We start from the raw sequence: 19,672 nt of genomic DNA, 5'->3' as shown, positions 1-19,672 counted from the left end.
GCGGCGGACACATGACAGACATCGCAGTCGTCGGCTTCGCGCACGCTCCGCACGTGCGCGAGACGTTCGGCACCACCAACGGCGTCGAGATGCTCGTCCCGTGTTTCCAGGAGCTGTACGGCAAGCTCGGCATCACCAAGTCCGACATCGGTTTCTGGTGTTCGGGTTCCTCCGATTACCTTGCCGGACGAGCATTCTCGTTCATCTCGGCGATCGATGCGATCGGCGCCGTCCCGCCCATCAACGAATCGCACGTCGAGATGGATGCGGCCTGGGCGCTCTACGAGGCGTGGGTCAAGCTCATCACGGGTGAGGTCGACACCGCCCTCGTGTACGGCTTCGGCAAGTCCTCGGCCGGCACTCTGCGCCGAACCCTGTCCCTGCAGCTCGATCCGTACCTCGTGGCACCGCTCGGCGTCGACTCCGTCTCGCTCGCCGGTCTGCAGGCCCGCATGGGTCTCGACTCCGGCAAGTGGAGCGATCGCGAGATGGCCGAGGTCGCGGTGCGCAGTCGCGCGGCCGCGAAGAACAATCCGAAAGCCCAGCTCTCGGGCGATCTCGACATCGAGGGCCTGCTCTCGCAGCCGTACATCGCCGACCCGTTGCGTAAGCACGACTGCGCCCCCGTCACCGACGGCGCGGCCGCGATCGTCCTCGCGACCGGCGACCGGGCGCGCGAGCTGTGCGAGAACCCGGCGTGGATCACCGGGATCGAGCATCGCACCGATTCACCGAACTTCGGCGCACTCGATCTGACCGTCTCACCCTCGACCCGGGCCGCAGCGCAGGCCGTCACCGGCGGGGACACCGCCTTCGACGTCGCCGAGTTGCATGCACCGTTCACGCACCAGGAACTCATCCTGCGCGAGGCGATCGGCCTGGGCGAGTCGACGACGATCAACCCGTCCGGTGGGCCGCTGACGGGCAACCCGATGTTCTCCGGCGGTCTCGAGCGCATCGGTTACGCAGCGCAGGCGATCATGGACGGCACGGCCGGACGTGCACTCGCGCACGCGACGAGCGGTGCTGTGCTGCAACAGAATCTGGTAGCCGTTCTGGAGGGACGCAACTGATGGCGAAGCAACCCGCAGCTGTCCTCGGAACCGGGCAGACCCATTACGTCGCCAAGCGGCACGACGTGTCGATGTCCGGCCTCGTCCGCGAGGCGATCGACCGCGCCATGACGGACGCCCAGGTGGGCTGGGACGACATCGACGCCGTGGTGATCGGCAAGGCCCCCGACCTGTTCGAGGGCGTCATGATGCCCGAACTGTCGATGGTCGACGCCATCGGCGCCACGGGCAAGCCGATGCTGCGCGTGCACACCGCCGGGTCCGTCGGGGGCTCGACGGCGAACGTCGCGGCAAGCCTCGTCCAGGCCGGCGTGCACCGCCGGGTACTCGCGGTGGCCTGGGAGAAGCAGTCCGAGTCGAACGCGATGTGGGCGCTGTCCACACCGGTCCCGTTCACCATGCCGGTCGGTGCCGGCGCGGGCGGCTACTTCGCGCCGCACGTCCGTTCGTACATCCGCCGGTCCGGTGCGCCCGAGCACATCGGGGCGATGGTCGCGGTCAAGGACCGCCTCAACGGCGCGAAGAATCCGTACGCGCATCTGAAGCAGCCCGAGATCACCCTCGAGAAGGTGCAGGCCTCGCAGATGCTGTGGGATCCGATCCGGTACGACGAGACGTGCCCGTCGTCCGACGGTGCGTGCGCGGTCGTGCTCGGCGACGAGGACACCGCGAAGGCCGCCGAGCAGGCCGGCCGCCGGGTGGCGTGGATCCATGCCACGGCGATGCGCACCGAACCCACCACCTACGCCGGGCGCGATCAGGTGAATCCGGAGGCCGGACGGGTCGCTGCCGCAGCACTGTGGAAGCAGGCCGGTATCACCGATCCGCTCGGCGAGATCGACTGCGCCGAGATCTANGTGCCGTTCTCGTGGTTCGAGCCGATGTGGCTCGAGAACCTCGGTTTCGCGTCCGAGGGGTCGGGGTGGAAACTCACCGAGGCCGGCGAGACGGCGATCGGCGGTCGGCTTCCGGTCAACATGTCCGGCGGCGTGCTCTGCTCCAACCCCATCGGGGCATCGGGCATGATCCGGTTCGCCGAAGCCGCGATCCAGGTGATGGGCACGGCGGGAGATCACCAGGTCGACGGCGCCCGCAAGGCACTCGGACATGCCTACGGCGGTGGATCCCAGTACTTCTCCATGTGGGTGGTGGGCTCCGACCGGCCCACGAATTAGGAGGCATCATGGTCTCGTTCACCGTCGGGGTCGCGATGACCCCACTCGACCAGCTCACCGGCATCGCGCAGACCGCCGAGGAGTGCGGATACACCTCCATCGCACTGCCCGACTCCCTGTTCTACATGGAGAAGCAGACGGTCGACTATCCGTACACCCCCGACGGTTCGCGGATGTGGACGCCCGACACCCCGTGGGTGGATCCGCTCATCGCCGCGGCGTCGATGGCGGCGAGCACGTCGACGATCCGGTTCTACACCCAGGTGCTCAAGCTCGGCTCCCGCAATCCGGTGCTGCTGGCGCGGCAGGTCGGATCCGTTGCGAACCTCACCGGGAACCGGTTCGGACTGGGTGTCGGAATCGGCTGGGCGCCGGAAGAATTCGAGTGGTGCGGTGTGCCCTACGCGAAGCGCGGCAAGCGCGTCGACGAGATGATCGACGTTCTGAAGCTGATCCTCGACGGCGGCATGGTCGAACATCACGGCGAGTTCTACGACTTCGACCGGCTGCAGATGAGTCCCGCGCCCACCGCACCGGTACCGCTCTACGTCGGTGGGCACACCGAGGTGGCACTGCGTCGTGCGGCCCGGGTCGGTGACGGTTGGACGTCGGCGATGATCGGGTTCGACGATCTGGTCGGGGTCATCACCCGACTGCGCGAATTGCGGGCCGAGTACGGCCGCAGCAACCTGCCGTTCGAGATCCAGACGGTGTGTGTCGACAGGTTCGGTGGTTCCGGTTACGCCGAACTGGCCGACGCCGGGGTCACCGACATCATCGTGGTGCCGTGGATCTTCGACGGCCACGGTTTCGACTCCCCGCTCGAGGCGAAGCAGGAATCGCTGCGGAAGTTCGCCGACAAGTACATTCCCGGAAGGGATGCCGCATGAGCGAGGAACACCCGGCGCGTATCGCAGCGAAGGCGTCGCAGGCGGCGGCGAGCGGGAAACGCAAGGACGAGTGGCTCGCGCTGTTCGCGGAGAACGCGTGCGTCGAGGATCCGGTGGGTCCGTCCGGCTTCGATCCGGAGGGCAAGGGGCATCACGGTGCCGAGGCGATCGCGAAGTTCTACGACATGACCATCGCGAACACCGACAAGCTCGAATTCCTCGTCGACGACGTGCTGGTCTGCGGCGACGAATGCGTCAACATCGGCACTATCCGTACGACGATGGCAGGCAATCTGATCGATGCGGAGGGCGTGTTCGTCTACCGCGTGGACGACGACGGGAGGATCGTCTCGCTGCGTGCGTTCTGGGAAGTGGACCGCGCGATGAAAACCGTGCGCCCCGTCTCGTAGAGTCGGGCCATGGGCACAGCCGGGATCGTTCTTGCGGCAGGGGACGGCTCGCGACTGGGCGGACAGGCGAAAGCGCTGCTCCCCCACCGCGGCCGTCCCCTGCTGCATACCGTCGTCGAGGCACTGCTCGAAGGTGGTTGTGACGACGTGATCGTGGTCGTGGGCGCATTCGGCGACGAGGTGGCCGCCGCGTGCCCTACCGGAGCGACAGCGGTCTACAACCCCGACTGGACCGTCGGCATGTCGACATCCCTGCGCTGCGGGGTCGACGCGGCACGAGCCCACCACAGGGTTGCGCTCACCGTCGTCGATTTTCCCGGCATCACAGCCGAATTGGTCCGCCATCTCCTGGATGTGCACCACACGGGGACGGTGACGCTCCCCGTCTTCGGAGATCACCCCGGTCACCCGGTGGTCTTCGACATCGCCGATGCGCTGGGCGCCGCCGCCGACGCCACCGGCGACGAGGGCGCGCGGTCCTTCCTCGCCCGCAATCGTGAACGCGTGCGGCGTCTCGACTGCACCGGGCTCGCCGACCCCGGAGACGTCGATACCCCCGAGGATCTTCGCCGCCTGACCTGATCGCATCGTCGCCCGGCGTGTCGGCGCCGCGTCCCGGTGACCGCTCGGAGAAGGTAGGGGGTGCCCTCCTGGATTCTCTACGCACTCGCAGCCGTCGGCAGTTTCACCGCCGGAACCGTCCTCGCCGCGCCGAGCGTCGACACCTATCCACTCGATACCGGGTTCAGTTTCGGTGCCGTGGAGACTTCGGGTATCACCGCGTCTGCCACGGGAGCGCTCGTCGCCGCGTCGATCGCGCTGTGGTTACGCCACCGGGTGGGCGCGCTCGGCGCCGTCGTGGCCGGAGCCGCACTCGTGGCGGTCGTCGCCCTGCCGGGTGCGTGGCGGTTCGACATGTACGTCTCGGCGGTCGGTGCAGGCCTGGTGCTCGGTGCCCTCGTCGTCTGCTGCGCCCGAACTGCGGGCACCCGGCTCCCCGCGGTGATGACCGGTGGCGTCGTTGCCGCGCTGCTCACCGCGGAACCCGTCGCGGAATACCGGGAGTTCGCGGCCTCCTCGTCCGGAAGCGCCGTGTACCTCGAGGTGTCGGCGCAGCCCGCCAACACAGTGTGGACGGTTCTCTCGGTGACTGTCATCGCGGTGGCAACAGCGGCTCTCGTGATGCGTGCCGGTGCTCCCGATTCGGTCGACGAACGACGATGGGATGTGAGGGAAACGGTGGTCGGTATCGGCCTACCGCTCGTCGCCGTCGTGCTGTATCGGTCTCTTCACAGTGCCGTGTGGTCTCCGGATGCGAGTCCCGGCGGGAACGGGCGATGGCTGTGGGGCATCGTCGCTGTCCCACTCGTGATCGGTGCTGCCCTGTGGCTGCGCGAGAGAAGCGGAGCGGTCCTGCTCGCCGCCTTCGCGGTGGCCGTCGCCGCGGGTACCGCTCCCTCGTGGATTCCCGGCGGATGGTTCCTGCCGGCCGTGATGGTCGTGCTCGCCGCCGTCGGCGCGTGGCTGGGCCGTCGCGCGCCGAGGCCGACGGCCGGAGTGGGCGTGCTCGCGTTCGTCACGATCACGGCGATCTTCACTCGTGCGCCCTGGGACAACGTCCACCTCCTGGCGACCTTCTTCGTTCTTCCGGTGGCAGCCGCGTACACGATCAGCGCGGCACTACCGTCGACGAGCGCAGTCACCGCCGCGTCCTTCTCGCTGCCCGCCGTGATGGCGTTGCCTCTGCTCACCCGATTCGGATGGACCGCCTACACGCCTCTCACCGATTCTCCGTCCGGGTGGACGCCGGACTCGTGGACGGTTCTCACGACCGGTGTATCGGTAGCCGGTGTGCTCGCGGCGGGGGCCGCGATGTGGTGGATCGGCCGCAGGTCCGAGGTCCTGTAGACGACACGGGATGTGCGAGGTCCCCGGGCGCGCAGGGGCGGCCGGGGACCTCGATGTTCGGTTCGGTCGGTGTTCGGTTCGGTCAGTGCTGGACCGGGCACCCACCCGAGGTCTTGTAGTCGACCTGGAATTCCTTGATGCCGTTGAGCCAGCCCGACCGCAGACGGTGCGGGTCGCCGATCTTCGTGATGTCCGGGATGTGATCGGCGATCGCGTTGAAGATCAGGTCGATCTCCATACGTGCGAGGTTCGCGCCCAGGCAGTAGTGCGCGCCCGTTCCACCGAATGCCAGGTGCGGGTTGGGATCACGAAGGATGTCGAACTCGCGGGGGTTGTCGAACACTTCTTCGTCGTTGTTGGCCGACGCGTACAGCATGACGACGCGATCGCCCTTCTTGATCGTCTGCCCGCCGAGTTCGGTGTCCTCGAGGGCTGTGCGCTGGAACGACGTGACCGGGGTGGCCCAGCGGATGATCTCGTCGGCGGCGGTCTTCGGCCGGTCGCGCTTGAAGATCTCCCACTGCTCCGGATTGTCGAGGAACGCCGCCATGCCGTGGGTGATCGCGTTGCGGGTGGTCTCGTTGCCGGCCACCGCGAGCACGATGAAGAAGAAGCCGAACTCCTCGGGAGCGAGTTCGTCACCGTCGATGTCGGCCTCGATGAGGGTGGTGACGATGTCGTCGGCCGGGTTCTCCTTGCGGGCCGCGGCCATCTGGTAGGCGTACCCGAGGACTTCCATGGACGCTGCCGCCGGATCGGCGGTGTTGTCCGGATCGTCGTAGCCCGTCATCTGGTTGGACCACTCGAAGAGCTTGGCGCGATCCTCCTGCGGCACACCGATGAGGTCGGCGATGGCCTGCAGCGGCAGTTCCGCGGCGATCTGCGTGACGAAGTCGCCCCGACCGGCCTGGCAGGCCTCCTGGACGATCATCTTGGAGCGACGGTCGAGCTCGTCGCGCAGGCCGTTGATCGCACGGGGCGTGAAGCCTCGGGCGACGAGTTTGCGCAGCTTGGTGTGCTCGGGGGCGTCCTTGTTGAGCAGGACGTGACGTTGCAGCTCGACGGCCTCACGAGGAATGTCGTCGTTGAACCGCGGAATCGCAGTGTTCTCCCAGTTGGAGAACACGTCGCTCCGGCGGGAGACCTCTCGGACCTCCTCGTGCCGGGAGACAACCCAGAAACCCTCGTCGTGGAAACCACCGACGTCGGGAGACTTCTTGTTCCACCACACCGGTGCCGTCTTACGCAGTTCCGCGAACTCTTCGAACGGCATACGGTCTGCGTACAGATCGGGGTCGGTGAAGTCGATGTCTTCGGGGATGTTCGGCTGCGCCACTGATATCTCTCCTGCCCTGGCGAGTACCGCTCGCGTGATTTGTAACACGTTCTAGAACCATTCAAACACAGGCGCGCCGCGCGACCAAGAGATCTGCACGTCCCGTGGATAATCGAGTTCTGTTGCCTCTCGGAGAAACCTGTTCTATTTTGCGAAGAACGTAGGAGAAAGGAGCCCGAAGTGGGCACACCAGTCATCGTCGAGGCCGCACGGACCCCGATCGGCAAGCGGGGTGGATGGCTCGCGGGCCTGCACGCTGCCGAGATCCTGGGCGCCGTCCAGGCCGGACTCGTCGAACGCGCCGGCATCGACGCCGAGCTCGTCGAACAGGTCATCGGTGGCTGCGTCACCCAGGCGGGCGCCCAGTCCAACAACATCACCCGCACCGCATGGCTCAACGCGGGGCTGCCCTGGCAGGTCGGCGCGACCACCATCGACGCCCAGTGCGGATCGGCGCAGCAGGCCAATCACCTCATCGCAGGCCTCATCGCCACCGGCGCCATCGACGTGGGCATCGCCTGCGGCATCGAGGCGATGACCCAGGTGCCCCTCGGCGCCAACGTCGGCGACCAGGCGGGCCCGCGCCGGCCGGAGTCCTGGAGCATCGACATGCCCAACCAGTTCGAGGCCGCCGAACGCATCGCGCGGCGCCGCGGCATCACCCGCGAGGACGTCGACGCACTCGGCGTGCGCTCGCAGCAGCTCGCGAAGCAGGCCTGGGACGAGGGCCGGTTCGACCGCGAGGTGCTGCCGGTCGTCGCACCCGTCGTCGACAAGGAGGGCAACCGCACCGGCGAGAAGGCGACCGTCACCCGCGACCAGGGTCTGCGCGAGACGTCGGCCGAGTCGCTGGCGAAGCTGAAGCCCGTGCTCGAGGGTGGCATCCACACCGCCGGCACCTCGTCGCAGATCTCCGACGGAGCCGCGGCCGTGCTGCTCATGGATTCCGACCGCGCGAAGGCACTCGGACTGAAGCCGCGGGCGCGGATCGTCGCGCAGGCTCTCGTCGGCGCCGAACCCGAGTTCCACCTCGACGGCCCGGTCCAGGCCACCGCGAAGGTTCTCGAGAAGGCGGGCATGAGCGTCGGCGATCTCGACCTGTTCGAGGTCAACGAGGCGTTCGCGTCGGTGCTGCTGTCCTGGGCCCAGGTGCACGGACCCGACATGGACAAGGTCAACGTCAACGGTGGCGCGATCGCGCTCGGCCACCCCGTCGGATCCACCGGCTCCCGCCTCATCACCACCGCGCTGCACGAGCTCGAGCGGCGTGACGCGTCGACCGCTCTGATCTCGATGTGCGCCGGTGGAGCGCTGGCGACGGGCACCATCATCGAGCGCATCTGACATGGGCACCGAAGCGGCGCCGAAGGGCCTCGACTCGAAGGCCACGATCTCGATCATCAAGTGGATGTCGCGGTTCAACGTCGCGGCGTACCGGGCGACCGGCGGTCGCATCGGCGGGAAGTGGCGCGTGGGAAGCGCCTTCCCGTGGGGCATCCCGGTGTGCCTGGTGACCACGATCGGGCGGAAGACCGGGCAACCGCGAACGGTCCCGCTGCTGTTCCTCGAGGACGGCGACAAGGTGGTCCTCGTCGCCTCCCAGGGAGGACTGCCCAAGCACCCCTTGTGGTTCCGCAACATCCAGGCGAACCCGGAGACCACGGTGCAGATCAAGTCGCGCATCCGGACCATGCGGGCGCGGGTCGCGAGCGACGAGGAACGAGCGGCCTACTGGCCACGTCTGACGGCGATGTACCCGGACTTCGACAACTACCAGTCGTGGACCGACCGTGTGATTCCCGTCGTCGTGTGCGAGTGAGCGTCCCTCCCGGCACGGCTCGCCGGGACGGTCCCGTGCGGGAATACTGAGTCTCGTACGTCCAGGTTCTCGACGAAGGGATGTCGCACGATGGAAACCACCGATCACGACAAGGTGCTCGACCGGCGGGAAATCGCGGCCGCGCTGCTCCGGGCGCTCGAACGACGCCACGAGGTGCTCGACGTGATCGTCGAGAGCAAGGATCGGGGCGACGCGGTCGCGAAGCTCGCCTCGCTGCTCGACACCGACGAGTTCTGCGCGGAGGCCGTGCTGAACCTTCCGTTCCGCCGTCTGACCCAGGCGGAGCGGAAGAAGATCCGTGAAGAACTCGACGATCTCGATGCGGTGCTGCAGTGGACGACGGCGGCGCGTCCGTACGCGACCGGCGCGCATTTCCGGTTGCGGCCCATTTCCCACAGCGCGGCCGACACGGCGCTGTTCAAGCAGCGCTGCGCCGACCAGCTGGGTGACGACAGCGACGAACAGGTCGAATCCGAGCGGCAGCGCGGCAGCGAGCTGATGGACGACGAGTCCGGCATGTGGCTTGTGGCCGAAGATCTTTCGGGCGACGAGCCGAAGGCCATCGGGTTCGCGTTCGGCGAGCTGACCGGCAACGAGGTCGAGGTGCGGATCTGGGTGCATCCCGAGTTCCGCAAGCAGGGTTACGGCACCGCCACGCTCAAGCAGGCACGTTCCGAACTCGCTGCCTACTTCCCCGGCTCCACCCTCATCGTCCGCANGTTTCCGGTGATGACCACCGGAAACGCGCGGGGACATCACGCTCCGTAGACCGGCGTCGGCGGCTGCGACGCTGCGATCAGCTTCTCGACGACGGGACCGAGTTCCTTCGGATCCCAACGGTCGCCCTTGTCGATCGCCTCACCGTGGCGCCACCCGTCGGCCAGCGACACCTTGCCGCCCTCGGCCTCGAACACGCGACCGGTCACGTCCTTCGCTTCGGCACTGCCGAGCCACACGACCAGCGGCGAGACGTTCTCCGGCGCCATGGCGTCGAAACCCTCTTCGGGTGCGGCCATCATCTCGGCCATCGCGCCACCGGCCCCGACGGTCATGCGGGTGCGCGCCGAGGGTGCGATCGCGTTGACGGTTACCCCGTAGCGGCCGAATTCGGCTGCGGCCTGGATCGTGAGCGTCGCGATACCGGCCTTGGCGGCGGCGTAGTTGCCCTGGCCGATGCTGCCCATCAGGCCGGCACCCGAGCTGGTGTTGATGATGCGGGCGTCGACGGGGTTGCCGGCCTTGGCCTCGGCGCGCCAGTAGGTCATGGCGTGACGCATCGGCGCGAAGTGCCCCTTGAGGTGCACGCGGATGACCGCGTCCCACTCCTCTTCGCTCATGTTGGCGAGCATGCGGTCGCGCAGGAATCCGGCGTTGTTGACGAGCACGTCGAGCCGGCCGAAGTTGTCGAGGGCGGTCCTGACGAGGTTCTCGGCGCCGGCCCAGTCGGCGACGTCGTCGCCGTTGACGGCGGCCTCTCCCCCGGCCGCACGGATCTCCTCGACGACCAGCTCACCGGGGCTCTCCCCCGTGGCGGTTCCGTCACTGCCGACACCGATGTCGTTGACGACGACTTTCGCACCCTCCGCGGCGAATGCCAGGGCATGCGCGCGACCGAGGCCGCGTCCGGCGCCGGTCACGATGACGACGCGCCCGTCCATCAGTCCACTCACTTCGTCTCCTTCGTTTCGGCCGCTGCCATGTAGGCAGGGCGTTCACCGCCGCCGTGGACGGTCAATGTCGATCCGCTGACGTAGGCCGACAGCGGAGAGGCCAGGAATGCGGCGCAGTGGCCGATATCTTCGGGCTGGGCCAGCCGTCCCAGCGGAACGGTCTCGCCGACTGCGGCGACGCCGGCCTTGTCTCCGTAGAACAGGTGCGACTGTTCGGTTTCGACCAGGCCGACCACCACCGAGTTCACCCGTACCTTCGGGGCCCACTCGACGGCGAGCGACTGTGCGAGGCTGTCGACGCCTGCCTTGGCCGCACCATATGCCGCGGTGCCCGGCGAGGGGCGGGATCCGCTCACGCTCGAGATGTTGACGATCGAGCCGCCGGTGTCCTGCTTCTGCATCACCGCGTTGGCGGCCTGCGCGACCAGCAGCGGGGACAGCAGGTTCAGTTCCACGATCTTGGCGTGGAACTTCGGGCTGGCATCGGCCGCCAGCGCGTACGGTGACCCGCCGGCATTGTTCACCACGGCGTCGAGCCGCCCGTGGCGGTCGACGATGGTCTCGATCAGCGCGGCCACCTGATCGGCATCGCGGACGTCGCACGTCAGGAACTCCGCGGTCCGCCCGTCCACCTCGAGAGGCTGTTCGGGCTCGTTGCGAGCGCACGTCACGACGGTCGCACCGGCACGCAGGAACACCCTGGTGATGCCTGCACCGACTCCCCGTATTCCCCCGGTGACGAGCACGACCGCGCCGTCGAGTCCCAGATCCATTCGCTGCCTCCACGTCATTCATCCCGCGGGATGCGCGGGTCTCACGTCGACAACTTACCAAGCAATCGCTTGGTTCGGTACCGGCTCCCCCTCACCCCGCCACTGCTCCTGCTCAGTGGGAATCACGGGAACTCGCTTGTCGGCCCCACTTAGCGTGACGACGAACGCGCGCGTCGAAGAGGAGTGACTGGGCCATGCAGACCGTCGAGCAGGATTACGAGAAGTACGTCGGGCAGGTGGCCGAACCACCCCGCGTGGCCCGATACGCCGTCAACGACGCCATGATCCGCAACTGGGTCGAGGCCCACGACGACTTCAACCCGATCTACGTCGACGCCGAGGCCGCGCGCGAGACCGGACGCGACTCCGTCGTGTGCCCGCCCGCCATGATCTCCACCTGGATCATGGCCGGCTACCGCCGCTGGCGTGACGTGCAGCGCAAGCGCGCCGAGGGCGTCGTGGAGGACTTCGCATACTCCCGGATGCTTGCCGACCTCGATCGGGAGGGTTTCACCTCCGTCGTCGCGACGAACGTCGAGCAGGACTACCACCGCGAACTCGTCCCGGGCGACCACATCACCGCCCACTACACGATCGAGTCCGTATCCGAGGTCAAGCGAACGGGTCTCGGCGACGGCCGATTCTTCACGCTGTACAAGCGCTACGAGGACCAGAACGGCGAAGTCGTCGCCGAGGAACGCTTCCGGATGCTCCGGTTCAACCCGAACACCGACAAGGAGACGCGATGACCGCCGTCCCCCGGCTCACCATCACCCAGGACAACCAGTTCTGGTTCGACGCCGTCCGTGAGGGCCGACTCGAGATCCAGCAGTGCAGCGAGTGCGGCACTCTGCGCCATCCTCCGGGCCCGGCATGCCCCGCGTGCCGCTCGTTCGAATGGAAGACCGTCGAATCCTCACGGCGCGGAACGCTTCACAGCTGGACGGTCATTCACCACCCGCAGGATCCGGCCTTCGAGTACCCGCTCGCCGTCGGACTGATCGACCTCGACGAGGGGATCCGCATCGTCGCCGACATCGCGGGCGTCGACCACGACACCCTCGAGATCGGCATGGAACTCGAGGTGGGATTCGCCGAGCACGCACACGGCGAGATCCTGCCTCAGCTGCGCAAGCCCGGAGGAGACGCATGAGCCTCGCCGAATGCACTGTCGGACAGGAACTTCCCCAACTCGCCCTGCCTATGGATCGCACCACCATCGTGGCTACCGCGATCGCGTCGCAGGATTTCGAGGATGTGCACCACGACCCGGACGCCGCACTCGGACGCGGCACACCGGACGTCTTCATGAGTATCAATGCCACCAACGGTTTCGTCGACCAGTACGTCACCGACTGGACCGGACCGTCGGCGCGGGTGCGCCGCGCGTCGCTGCGCCTGGGCGTGCCCTGCTTCCCCGGCGACCCCATGCACATGAACGGTGAGGTGACCGCCGTCGACGGCGCAGCCGTCACCCTGAAGGTGCAGGGCCGCAACAGCAGAGGCGTCCACGTCACCGCGGAGGTCGTGGTGGAGCCGTACGAGAGGAAGAGCCGATGACCGTCAAGGGCTTCTCCGGAGCCGCCGCCATCGCCGGTATCGGAGCCACCGAGTTCTCCAAGAACTCCGGCCGCAGCGAATGGCAACTCGCGTGCGAGTCGGTCCTCGCCGCTCTCGAGGACGCGCAGATCGGCGTCGAAGAGGTCGACGGCTTCGCGCTGTTCACCATGGAGACCAACCCCGAGATCGCCGTCGCCCGCGCGCTCGGCATCCCGGAATTGAAGTTCTTTAGCCGGATCCCGCACGGCGGTGGCGGCGCCTGCGCACCCGTGCAGCAAGCCGCACTGGCCGTCTCGAGCGGTGTCGCCGACGTCGTGGTCGTCTACCGCGCCTTCAACGAGCGCTCGGGTCACCGTTTCGGCGCCGGGCCGCCGCCCTTCGCATACAACTCGAACACCGACCAGGAATACCGGAACTGGATCAACCCGTACGGCCTGCTCACTCCCGCTCAGCAGGAGGCCTTCCTGGCCCGCACCTACATGCACAAGTACGGGGCGACCAGCGCGGACTTCGGGCAGATCTCGGTGCTCTCGCGCAAGCACGCGGCGAACAACCCCAAGGCCTGGTTCTACGAGCGGCCCATCACTCTCGACGACCACCAGAACTCGCGGATGCTCGCCGACCCGCTGCGTCTGCTGGACTGCTGCCAGGAGAGCGACGGCGGACAGGCACTGGTCATCGTGAGTGCCGGACGCGCACGGGATCTTCCGCACCCGCCGGCGATCATCACCGCTGCAGCGCAGGGTGTCGGTCCTCAGCAGATCTCGATGAGCAGCTACTACCGCGAGGACATCGACGCGATGCCCGAGGTCGAACTCGTCGCCCGGCAGATGTGGGCACAGGCCGGCTTCGGTCCCGAAGGTATCGACGCCGCGATCCTGTACGACGCCTTCACCCCGATGGTCCTGCTCCAGCTCGAGGAGTACGGCTTCTGCGGTCACGGTGAGGCGAAGGACTTCATCGCCGACGGCAACCTCGAGGTGGACGGGCGACTGCCGATCAACACCCACGGCGGTCAGCTCGGCGAAGGCTACATCCACGGCGTCAACGGCATCGCCGAAGGCGTCCGGCTCATCCGCGGCACCTCCGTGAACCAGCCGGCGAAGACACTCGACAACGTGCTCGTCACGGGCGGATCGCCGGTGCCGCACAGCGCGATCGTCCTCTCGGCCGACCGTTAGGCCCGCAACCCGGGCCCCGACCACCTCTCAGGAGACCACATGCATCCCGAGCTGTCCGACACGTCACGGCGGCTGCGCACCGAACTGCGGGAGTATTTCGCCCGCATCATCGACGACGACGATCGACGCGCCCTGGTCGATCAGACCGAGGGTGGACCGGTCTTCGACAAGATCTACCGGCAGATGGGCGCCGACGGCTGGCTCGGTCTGGGGTGGCCCGAGGAGTACGGCGGACGCGGGGAGGATCCCGAGGCGCTGTACGTTTTCTACGACGAGACGATCCGCGCCGGCGCGCCGGTCTCGCTGGTCACGCTCAACACCGTCGCCCCCGCACTGATGAAGTACGGCACGCAGGAGCAGAAGGACTTCTTCCTTCCCAAGATCCTCACGGGTGAACTGAAGTTCGCGATCGGGTACACCGAGCCCGGTGCCGGCACCGACCTCGCTGCACTTCAGACGCGGGCACGCATCGACGGTGACGAACTCGTCATCGACGGCAACAAGCTGTTCACGAGTTCGGCCATCTTCGCCGACTGGATCTGGCTCGCCGTGCGCACCGATCCGGACGCGCCTCGCCACAAGGGGATCTCGGTCGTGCTCGTGCCGACCTCGTCGCCGGGCTTCTCCGCCACCGAGATCCAGACCGTCGGCGGAATCAGCACAGCGGTCACGTACTACGAGAACATCCGCGTTCCGCTGAGCAACGTCGTCGGCGAGCTCAACGGCGGCTGGACCCTCATCACGAGCCAGCTCAACCACGAGCGTGTCGCGCTGGCCGCCCGCGGTGGCATCGCCAACGAGATGTACGACGAGGTCCTCGCCTGGGCGAAGCAGGAGCCCTTCGGCCCCGGTGTGCTGTTCGACGTCCCGTGGGTGCGTTCGACTCTCGCCGAGGTCTACGCGCTGCTGTCGGCAGCCGACCTCGTGAACCTGCGCCTGGTGTCGGACATCGCGGCCAACACCCTCGACGGTGGCGACTCCGCCGCAGCGAAGGTGTTCGGAACCGAGGGTGTCGTCGCGGCCTACGGAATGTTGCAGGAGGTGCTCGGCGCCCGCGGTCTGCTGCGTCCCGGTAGCCACGGCGCCGTGATCGAAGGCCGCGTCGAAGCGCTCGGTCGACGCGCGCAGAACAACACCTTCGGTGGTGGCAGCAACGAGGTGATGCGCGAGATCGTGGCGGCGAAGACCCTCGGAATGACCCTGGGCGCCCGTAGGCGCCCCGACGCGACGGCACAGGCTGCGGTGAAGACGCCGGCCGAGACGAGGAGCTGACATGGAATTCGAACTCGATGACGACCTGATCGCGGTCGAGGACCTCGCGTCGCAGGTCTTCGGTTCGCTGGCCAAGGTCGAGCGTGTGGTCGAGGTGGAGCGCAAGGAGGGCGGTTTCGACGCCACCCTGTGGCAGGCACTCGCCGACGCCGGGATCCTCGGACTCGCTCTGCCCGAGTCCGTCGGCGGCGCCGGCATGGGCATGCTCGGGCTCACGACGATCCTGCAGCAGCAGGGCCGCCGCGTCGCACCCGTTCCCGTGTGGTCCACCGTGGCCGGTGCGGCTCTTCCGCTCGCACAGTTCGGCACGGAAACCCAGGTCGAGCGTTACGTTCCGAAGCTCATCGACGGGTCGGTCGTCCTGACCGGCGCATTCGACGACACCCCCGGCGCGAGCCCCACGGTGACAGCGATCCGCAAGGGCGACGATCTCGTCATCAGCGGTGAGATTCCGTCCGTTCCGTGGGCTCCCATCATCGCCGGCGTCGTCGTCCCGGTCCGCTGCGACGACGACTCGGTCGCCGTGGTGGTCGCACCGGTGGACGCGACCGGCGTCGAGGCCGTCCCGGTCGCCGTGACCGGACGTGGCGCCGAAGCCGCGGTGCGCTTCACGGACGTGCACATCGGAGCCGAGGACGTCCTGCCCGGTGACGGTGAGGAGATCGCGACCTGGACCCGTCGTCGTATCCGCATCGCTCTGGCTGCCGTTCAGCTCGGGGTGTGCGAGGAGACGCTGCGGGCAACGGCGAAGTACACGTCCGCGCGCGTACAGTTCGGCCGCCCGCTGTCGACGAATCAGGCTGTCGCATTGCGCGCGGCCGATGCCTACCTCGACACCGAAGCGATCCGACTCACGGTGCGGAAGGCCGCGTGGTTGATCGACGTCGGACGCGAGGACGAAGCCGACTCCGCGGCCCTGGTCGCCAAGTGGTGGGCGTCCCGCGGCGGTGTGCGGGTGGGCTTGACCGGCCAGCACCTGCACGGCGGCATCGGCGCCGACATCGACTACCCCATCCACCGCTACTTCCTGTGGGGCCGGCAGCTTGCGTTCACCTTCGGCGGCGCCGACGCGACGGCAGCTGCCCTCGGGGACGTCCTGGACACCGCACCCCCGATCGGTGCGGCCGGATAGTCTTCTCGCACCGATGACGTGAGTCCTTCTCCGCAGACCGCGGAGGGGGACTCGCGTCGTTTCCGGTGCCCTACTCCGACAGGTGCGCGAGCAGCAGGTCGCAGCTCCTCCGCACATCGGCCTCGGTCTCCTCGAGGGTCGCTCCGCCGTTGAGATAGGTCACCAGCAGTCCGGACCACAACATCGACAGCAGCCGCACGGCGTTGCGATCCTCCTCTGTCGGCTCGTCGAGGCCTGCCCTCTCGAACAGGATTCGGTGGAACGTCCGCCTCACCTCGGTGGAGTCCGGAACCACCGAGGCCGGGGCGGTGCTGTTGGACAGCAACATCGCGGAGGCCAGGCGTGGTCGGTCGACGAACCGGCGGGTCATCTCGACGAGCGTCTCGGTGATCGCCTCGCGCGCGCTCGTCCCCGGTTTCCGTTCGGGCAACCGGTCGGCGCCGAGCTCGAGCCGGTGGAGCAGCAACGCCACGAACAGGTGCGTCTTCGACGGAAAGTATCGGTACAGGGTGCCGATCGCGACCTCGGCGTTCTTCGCCACCTCGGTCATCTGCACGCGGGCCAATTCGTGCTCGGACCCCAGCCGCGCTGCAGCCTCGAGGATCCGCACATGGCGTCGCCGTTGTTCGACCGAGGTCGGCTCGGCTCCGTCCCGCGCCTTACCGATTCTGGGCACCGGTCCCCCTTTCCACGATGACGACCCGTCGATTCTGCACCGAACCGCCCGGCAGATTGTCGCATCGCGGATCGTCCACGGTCCCGAACGGTGGGAGCACGGGCACCGGACGTCGTGCTGGGACGGCATCGGATCCGAGCGTCCACTGAGCGAGAAGCCGGTCCGTCCCGACTTTCTCGGGCCGTAACGTCGGAGTCGGAGAAGGACGGTCGGAGTCGACCTCCACGATCGAATCGGAGTGAGCCACATGCAGACCCGGATACCGACCCGCGACACCGACCACAGGATCGAACTGCCGGGCCCCGACGAGATGCGACGTGCCATGGGACGGTTCGCGAGCGGCGTCACCGTCGTGACCGGTCTCGACGAGGACGGGCCCACCGGCTTCGCATGCCAGTCGTTCGCGTCGGTCTCGCTCGAACCGCCCCTCGTGTTGTTCTGCGCGGATCACCGCGGGCGCGCGTGGCCGCGGATCCGCCGCGTCGGCCGGTTCACCGTCAACGTGCTCGGTGCCGACCAGAGTGATCTGTGCGCGCGTTTCGGGTCGAGCCGCGGTCCGAAGTTCGACGGTCTCCACTGGGAATTGTCCCGCTGGGGCACTCCGTCGCTGCCGGATGTCCTGCTGCGGGTGCACGCATCGGTGGAGGACGTGCACGTCGCGGGTGATCACGACGTCGTCATCGGCCGGGTCGCCGAACTGGAGTGCGTCGGCGACCGGAGTCCGATGGTGTTCTACCGCGGGGCGTTCGGGCTCGACGCGCGGTAACTCCGCGGATACTTCCTCCGTCCGCCGCTACCGACGGGCGGAGGAAGTCGTCGTCACACCCTCACGGAGGGCGTCGCGCCGGCGGCAACCTTCGCGAGACGGGCCCGGCGCGACTGCGGACCGGCGACGGTGAGGACAGCCGCGAGAAGCGCGAACGCTTCAACAACGACATCGAACGCTTGACGGGGCATCCGTGGCCGCGACCCCCCGGGTCCGCAGTGCATCTTCCCGACGGGTCCGTCGGGGGGATGTGAGCCGGGGGTACCGTGCGAACACGGTTCGGTGGCCGGCCGAGACCACCGGCAGACCGGAACACCCGCGGTACGAGTGATGCCACCGCCGTCGAGACGGCGGTGGCATCACTTCCGGTCACACGTCAACCACGATGCTTTCCGTGGGCAATACCTCCGGCGGGCGTCGTCGACGGCACCAAGGACGGAAGTTCCTCGGTCCTGAGCCGGCGGGGGCGTTCCGTCATCACGGTGGGCTGGACCGTGTGCACCTCGCTGAGGAGAGCGGCCGGGAAGTAGACCGACGCCGTGACACCGGCGTTCGTCTCGGTGTCGAAGGTCGGCCTCAGACGCACGCTCATGCCGTTGCGGGCCGCCAGACGCCCGATCACGAACAATCCCAGTTGACGCGGGGCGTCGACATCGGCATTCTCACCCGCCGCGAGACGGATATTGATCTCCTCCATGGCATCTCGGGGAATTCCGATTCCGCGATCGGCGATATCGAGAAGCAGGCCACCCTCCACGGCGGAGGAGAACTCGAACCTGACGGGAGTGGTGGGCGGGGAAGCCCGCAGCGCGTTGTCGACGAGTTCGGCCACCAGATGCACCACGTCGTTCACCACCTTACCGACGAGATATCCGCGCGGGGTGTTCCCGATCTGCACCCGCTGGTAATTCTCCACCTGGGACACCGCACCGCGGAGCACGTCGCCGAGCGGTGCGGGACCGCTGCGAGTACGCGGGCGCGTGCCCGCGAGAACCAACAGGGATTCGCCGGTACGCCGCATGCGCGTCGCCAGATGATCGAGAGCGAACATGCTCTGCAACCGGGCGGGATCCTTCTCCTCGTATTCGAGAGATTCGATCAGCGAGAGTTGCTGTTCGACAAGGGTCTTGTTGCGGCGTGCCAGCGTCTCGAGCATCACGTTCACCTGTTTCCTCAGGTGGGCCTGCTCGCCGGCGAGACGCAGCGCCTGCGTGTTCATCGAATCCACCGCTCGGGAGAGTTCGCCGATCTCCTCGTCCGTATCGGTGCCGACGGGAGCGAGACGGACGGTGTCGATGTCGGCCCCGTCCTTGACCGCCGCGATGGCGGCGGGAAGCTCGGTGTTCGCCGCTGCGAGAGTGTTGTCTCGCAGCCGTCCCAGGGGCACCGACAGGGAACGGATGACTGCTATCGCGAGGAGCAGGGCGAGTACGAGTGCTGCCGTGACGAAGAGCGCGTCGCGGGTGGCCGCGGTACGTGTCTCGTCCGCCAGTTCTTCGAGCGTCCCGATGATACGCGCGCTGGCGCTGTCGATCCCTTCCGCATAAGACCGAGACGCCGAAAGTACGGCGTTGCGAAGGTCTTCCCCGAATTGCCTGCTCGGCGTGAAGTTCTCGATCAACCTACGGCGCGCTTCGATATCGCCGAGCATCCCGTCGATCTGCCCGGTATCGAGCCCCGATCCTCGAAGGAGCCGCAGCGTCGACTCTTCGGTGTTCATGGCGCCGGTCGCCAGGATCCGGGCGGCTTCGGGGTTGGTGGCCAGCAGCCGGAAGGACTCCATCTGGTCGAGGAGGTTGAGCTGCGCGTCCCACATCAGGAGCAGGTTCGTGGCGTCGACGAGAGCGTCGTGGTTCTCGAACTGATCGAACAGATCTCGGAAGATATCCCTGCACCGCACCAGGAAGTCGGTGGTCAGGCGACCGAACTCCTCGGCTCCGAGGGAGGAGTTCATGACCGCGGCGTAGTACTACAGCCGTAGATCGCTGATCTGTCGGGATTGCGGCGCGT

The 19,672-nt window shown here is 67.5% G+C and carries 20 protein-coding genes and 2 pseudogenes; 17 read left to right on the top strand and 5 right to left on the bottom strand.

The genetic code is table 11. From position 1 onward, the window contains the following. Positions 1–11: 11 nt before the first annotated feature. From QR64_RS14255 to QR64_RS14230, 7 genes and pseudogenes are all read left to right on the top strand, one after another. Positions 12–1,073 (top strand): thiolase domain-containing protein, encoded by a 1,062-nt coding sequence (locus QR64_RS14255; protein WP_006551913.1) that lies wholly within the window; start codon positions 12–14, stop codon positions 1,071–1,073. Then, a pseudogene (locus tag QR64_RS14250) lies at positions 1,073–1,929 on the top strand (thiolase domain-containing protein); the annotation flags it as partial. The gene QR64_RS14255 and the pseudogene QR64_RS14250, both read left to right, overlap by 1 nt. Before the next feature lies 1 nt (position 1,930). Then, a partial coding sequence (locus QR64_RS27900; protein WP_411908083.1) for a thiolase C-terminal domain-containing protein occupies positions 1,931–2,248 on the top strand: 318 nt, incomplete at its 5' end. Between the two features lie 8 nt (positions 2,249–2,256). Continuing rightward, positions 2,257–3,138: a TIGR03619 family F420-dependent LLM class oxidoreductase gene (locus QR64_RS14245; RefSeq protein ID WP_006551915.1), complete on the top strand. Its 882-nt coding sequence runs from the start codon at positions 2,257–2,259 to the stop codon at positions 3,136–3,138. Continuing rightward, the gene (locus QR64_RS14240) at positions 3,135–3,548 is read left to right on the top strand and encodes a nuclear transport factor 2 family protein (protein ID WP_006551916.1); all 414 of its coding nucleotides are present in this window, start codon (positions 3,135–3,137) and stop codon (positions 3,546–3,548) included. The genes QR64_RS14245 and QR64_RS14240 overlap by 4 nt, the downstream gene beginning before the upstream one ends. Before the next feature lie 9 nt (positions 3,549–3,557). Further along, on the top strand, positions 3,558–4,130 hold the full coding sequence (locus tag QR64_RS14235; protein WP_039585812.1) for an NTP transferase domain-containing protein: 573 nt from the start codon (positions 3,558–3,560) through the stop codon (positions 4,128–4,130). A 60-nt stretch (positions 4,131–4,190) separates the two neighbouring features. Further along, complete coding sequence (locus tag QR64_RS14230; protein WP_039585809.1) at positions 4,191–5,456, top strand: hypothetical protein; 1,266 nt, start codon at positions 4,191–4,193, stop codon at positions 5,454–5,456. Positions 5,457–5,538: 82 nt separating this feature from the next. Here QR64_RS14230 and QR64_RS14225 read toward each other — a convergent pair whose 3' ends face one another. Beyond that, positions 5,539–6,792, bottom strand: a complete 1,254-nt coding sequence (locus tag QR64_RS14225) for a cytochrome P450 (protein ID WP_033096884.1) — start codon at positions 6,790–6,792, stop codon at positions 5,539–5,541. A 180-nt stretch (positions 6,793–6,972) separates the two neighbouring features. Between QR64_RS14225 and QR64_RS14220 the strand changes: the two genes are divergently transcribed. The 3 genes and pseudogenes from QR64_RS14220 to QR64_RS14210 all read left to right on the top strand — a co-directional run. Next, complete coding sequence (locus QR64_RS14220) at positions 6,973–8,136, top strand: steroid 3-ketoacyl-CoA thiolase (protein ID WP_033096885.1); 1,164 nt, start codon at positions 6,973–6,975, stop codon at positions 8,134–8,136. Between the two features lies 1 nt (position 8,137). Then, positions 8,138–8,611, top strand: a complete 474-nt coding sequence (locus QR64_RS14215) for a nitroreductase family deazaflavin-dependent oxidoreductase (RefSeq protein WP_006551921.1) — start codon at positions 8,138–8,140, stop codon at positions 8,609–8,611. 90 nt (positions 8,612–8,701) lie between these two features. Beyond that, positions 8,702–9,350, top strand: a pseudogene (locus QR64_RS14210) (GNAT family N-acetyltransferase); the annotation flags it as partial. 37 nt (positions 9,351–9,387) lie between these two features. On the opposite strand, the gene QR64_RS14205 reads toward QR64_RS14210, so the two are convergent. Together QR64_RS14205 and QR64_RS14200 are read right to left on the bottom strand one after the other, a co-directional pair. Further along, on the bottom strand, positions 9,388–10,302 hold the full coding sequence (locus tag QR64_RS14205; RefSeq protein WP_024102934.1) for an SDR family oxidoreductase: 915 nt from the start codon (positions 10,300–10,302) through the stop codon (positions 9,388–9,390). Further along, positions 10,299–11,075: an SDR family oxidoreductase gene (locus tag QR64_RS14200; protein WP_006551924.1), complete on the bottom strand. Its 777-nt coding sequence runs from the start codon at positions 11,073–11,075 to the stop codon at positions 10,299–10,301. Before QR64_RS14200 ends, QR64_RS14205 begins: the two co-directional genes overlap by 4 nt. 194 nt (positions 11,076–11,269) lie before the next feature. Here QR64_RS14200 and QR64_RS14195 point away from each other — a divergent pair, with 194 nt between their 5' ends. The 6 genes from QR64_RS14195 to QR64_RS14170 are packed head-to-tail and all read left to right on the top strand — an operon-like array spanning position 11,270 to position 16,220. Further along, on the top strand, positions 11,270–11,824 hold the full coding sequence (locus QR64_RS14195) for a MaoC family dehydratase N-terminal domain-containing protein (RefSeq protein WP_024102933.1): 555 nt from the start codon (positions 11,270–11,272) through the stop codon (positions 11,822–11,824). Continuing rightward, a complete protein-coding gene (locus QR64_RS14190) occupies positions 11,821–12,228 on the top strand; it encodes a Zn-ribbon domain-containing OB-fold protein (protein ID WP_024102932.1) in 408 nt (135 codons plus the stop codon). The genes QR64_RS14195 and QR64_RS14190 overlap by 4 nt, the downstream gene beginning before the upstream one ends. Continuing rightward, positions 12,225–12,635, top strand: a complete 411-nt coding sequence (locus QR64_RS14185) for a MaoC/PaaZ C-terminal domain-containing protein (protein ID WP_039585807.1) — start codon at positions 12,225–12,227, stop codon at positions 12,633–12,635. The genes QR64_RS14190 and QR64_RS14185 overlap by 4 nt, the downstream gene beginning before the upstream one ends. Further along, a complete protein-coding gene (locus QR64_RS14180; RefSeq protein WP_039585806.1) occupies positions 12,632–13,816 on the top strand; it encodes a lipid-transfer protein in 1,185 nt (394 codons plus the stop codon). Before QR64_RS14185 ends, QR64_RS14180 begins: the two co-directional genes overlap by 4 nt. Before the next feature lie 39 nt (positions 13,817–13,855). Then, positions 13,856–15,088 carry an acyl-CoA dehydrogenase family protein gene (locus QR64_RS14175; protein ID WP_039585803.1) on the top strand — a complete coding sequence of 411 codons (1,233 nt, stop codon included), beginning with the start codon at positions 13,856–13,858 and terminating at the stop codon, positions 15,086–15,088. A 1-nt stretch (position 15,089) separates the two neighbouring features. Then, entirely contained in the window at positions 15,090–16,220 is a 1,131-nt protein-coding gene (locus QR64_RS14170; protein WP_039585801.1) for an acyl-CoA dehydrogenase family protein, read from the top strand. Between the two features lie 70 nt (positions 16,221–16,290). Here QR64_RS14170 and QR64_RS14165 read toward each other — a convergent pair whose 3' ends face one another. Continuing rightward, entirely contained in the window at positions 16,291–16,887 is a 597-nt protein-coding gene (locus QR64_RS14165) for a TetR family transcriptional regulator (RefSeq protein ID WP_373922192.1), read from the bottom strand. Positions 16,888–17,143: 256 nt separating this feature from the next. Here QR64_RS14165 and QR64_RS14155 point away from each other — a divergent pair, with 256 nt between their 5' ends. Beyond that, positions 17,144–17,662: a flavin reductase family protein gene (locus tag QR64_RS14155; RefSeq protein WP_039585795.1), complete on the top strand. Its 519-nt coding sequence runs from the start codon at positions 17,144–17,146 to the stop codon at positions 17,660–17,662. A gap of 376 nt (positions 17,663–18,038) precedes the next feature. Here QR64_RS14155 and QR64_RS14150 read toward each other — a convergent pair whose 3' ends face one another. Next, positions 18,039–19,616 (bottom strand): ATP-binding protein, encoded by a 1,578-nt coding sequence (locus QR64_RS14150; protein ID WP_235367148.1) that lies wholly within the window; start codon positions 19,614–19,616, stop codon positions 18,039–18,041. Between the last annotated feature and the right edge of the window lie 56 nt (positions 19,617–19,672).

The organism is Rhodococcus sp. Chr-9, assembly GCF_000801125.1.
Classification (GTDB): Bacteria; Actinomycetota; Actinomycetes; order Mycobacteriales; family Mycobacteriaceae; genus Rhodococcus; species Rhodococcus pyridinivorans.
The sequence above is the reverse complement of the archived record's forward strand: the minus strand, read 5'-3'. Positions and strand labels throughout refer to the sequence as shown.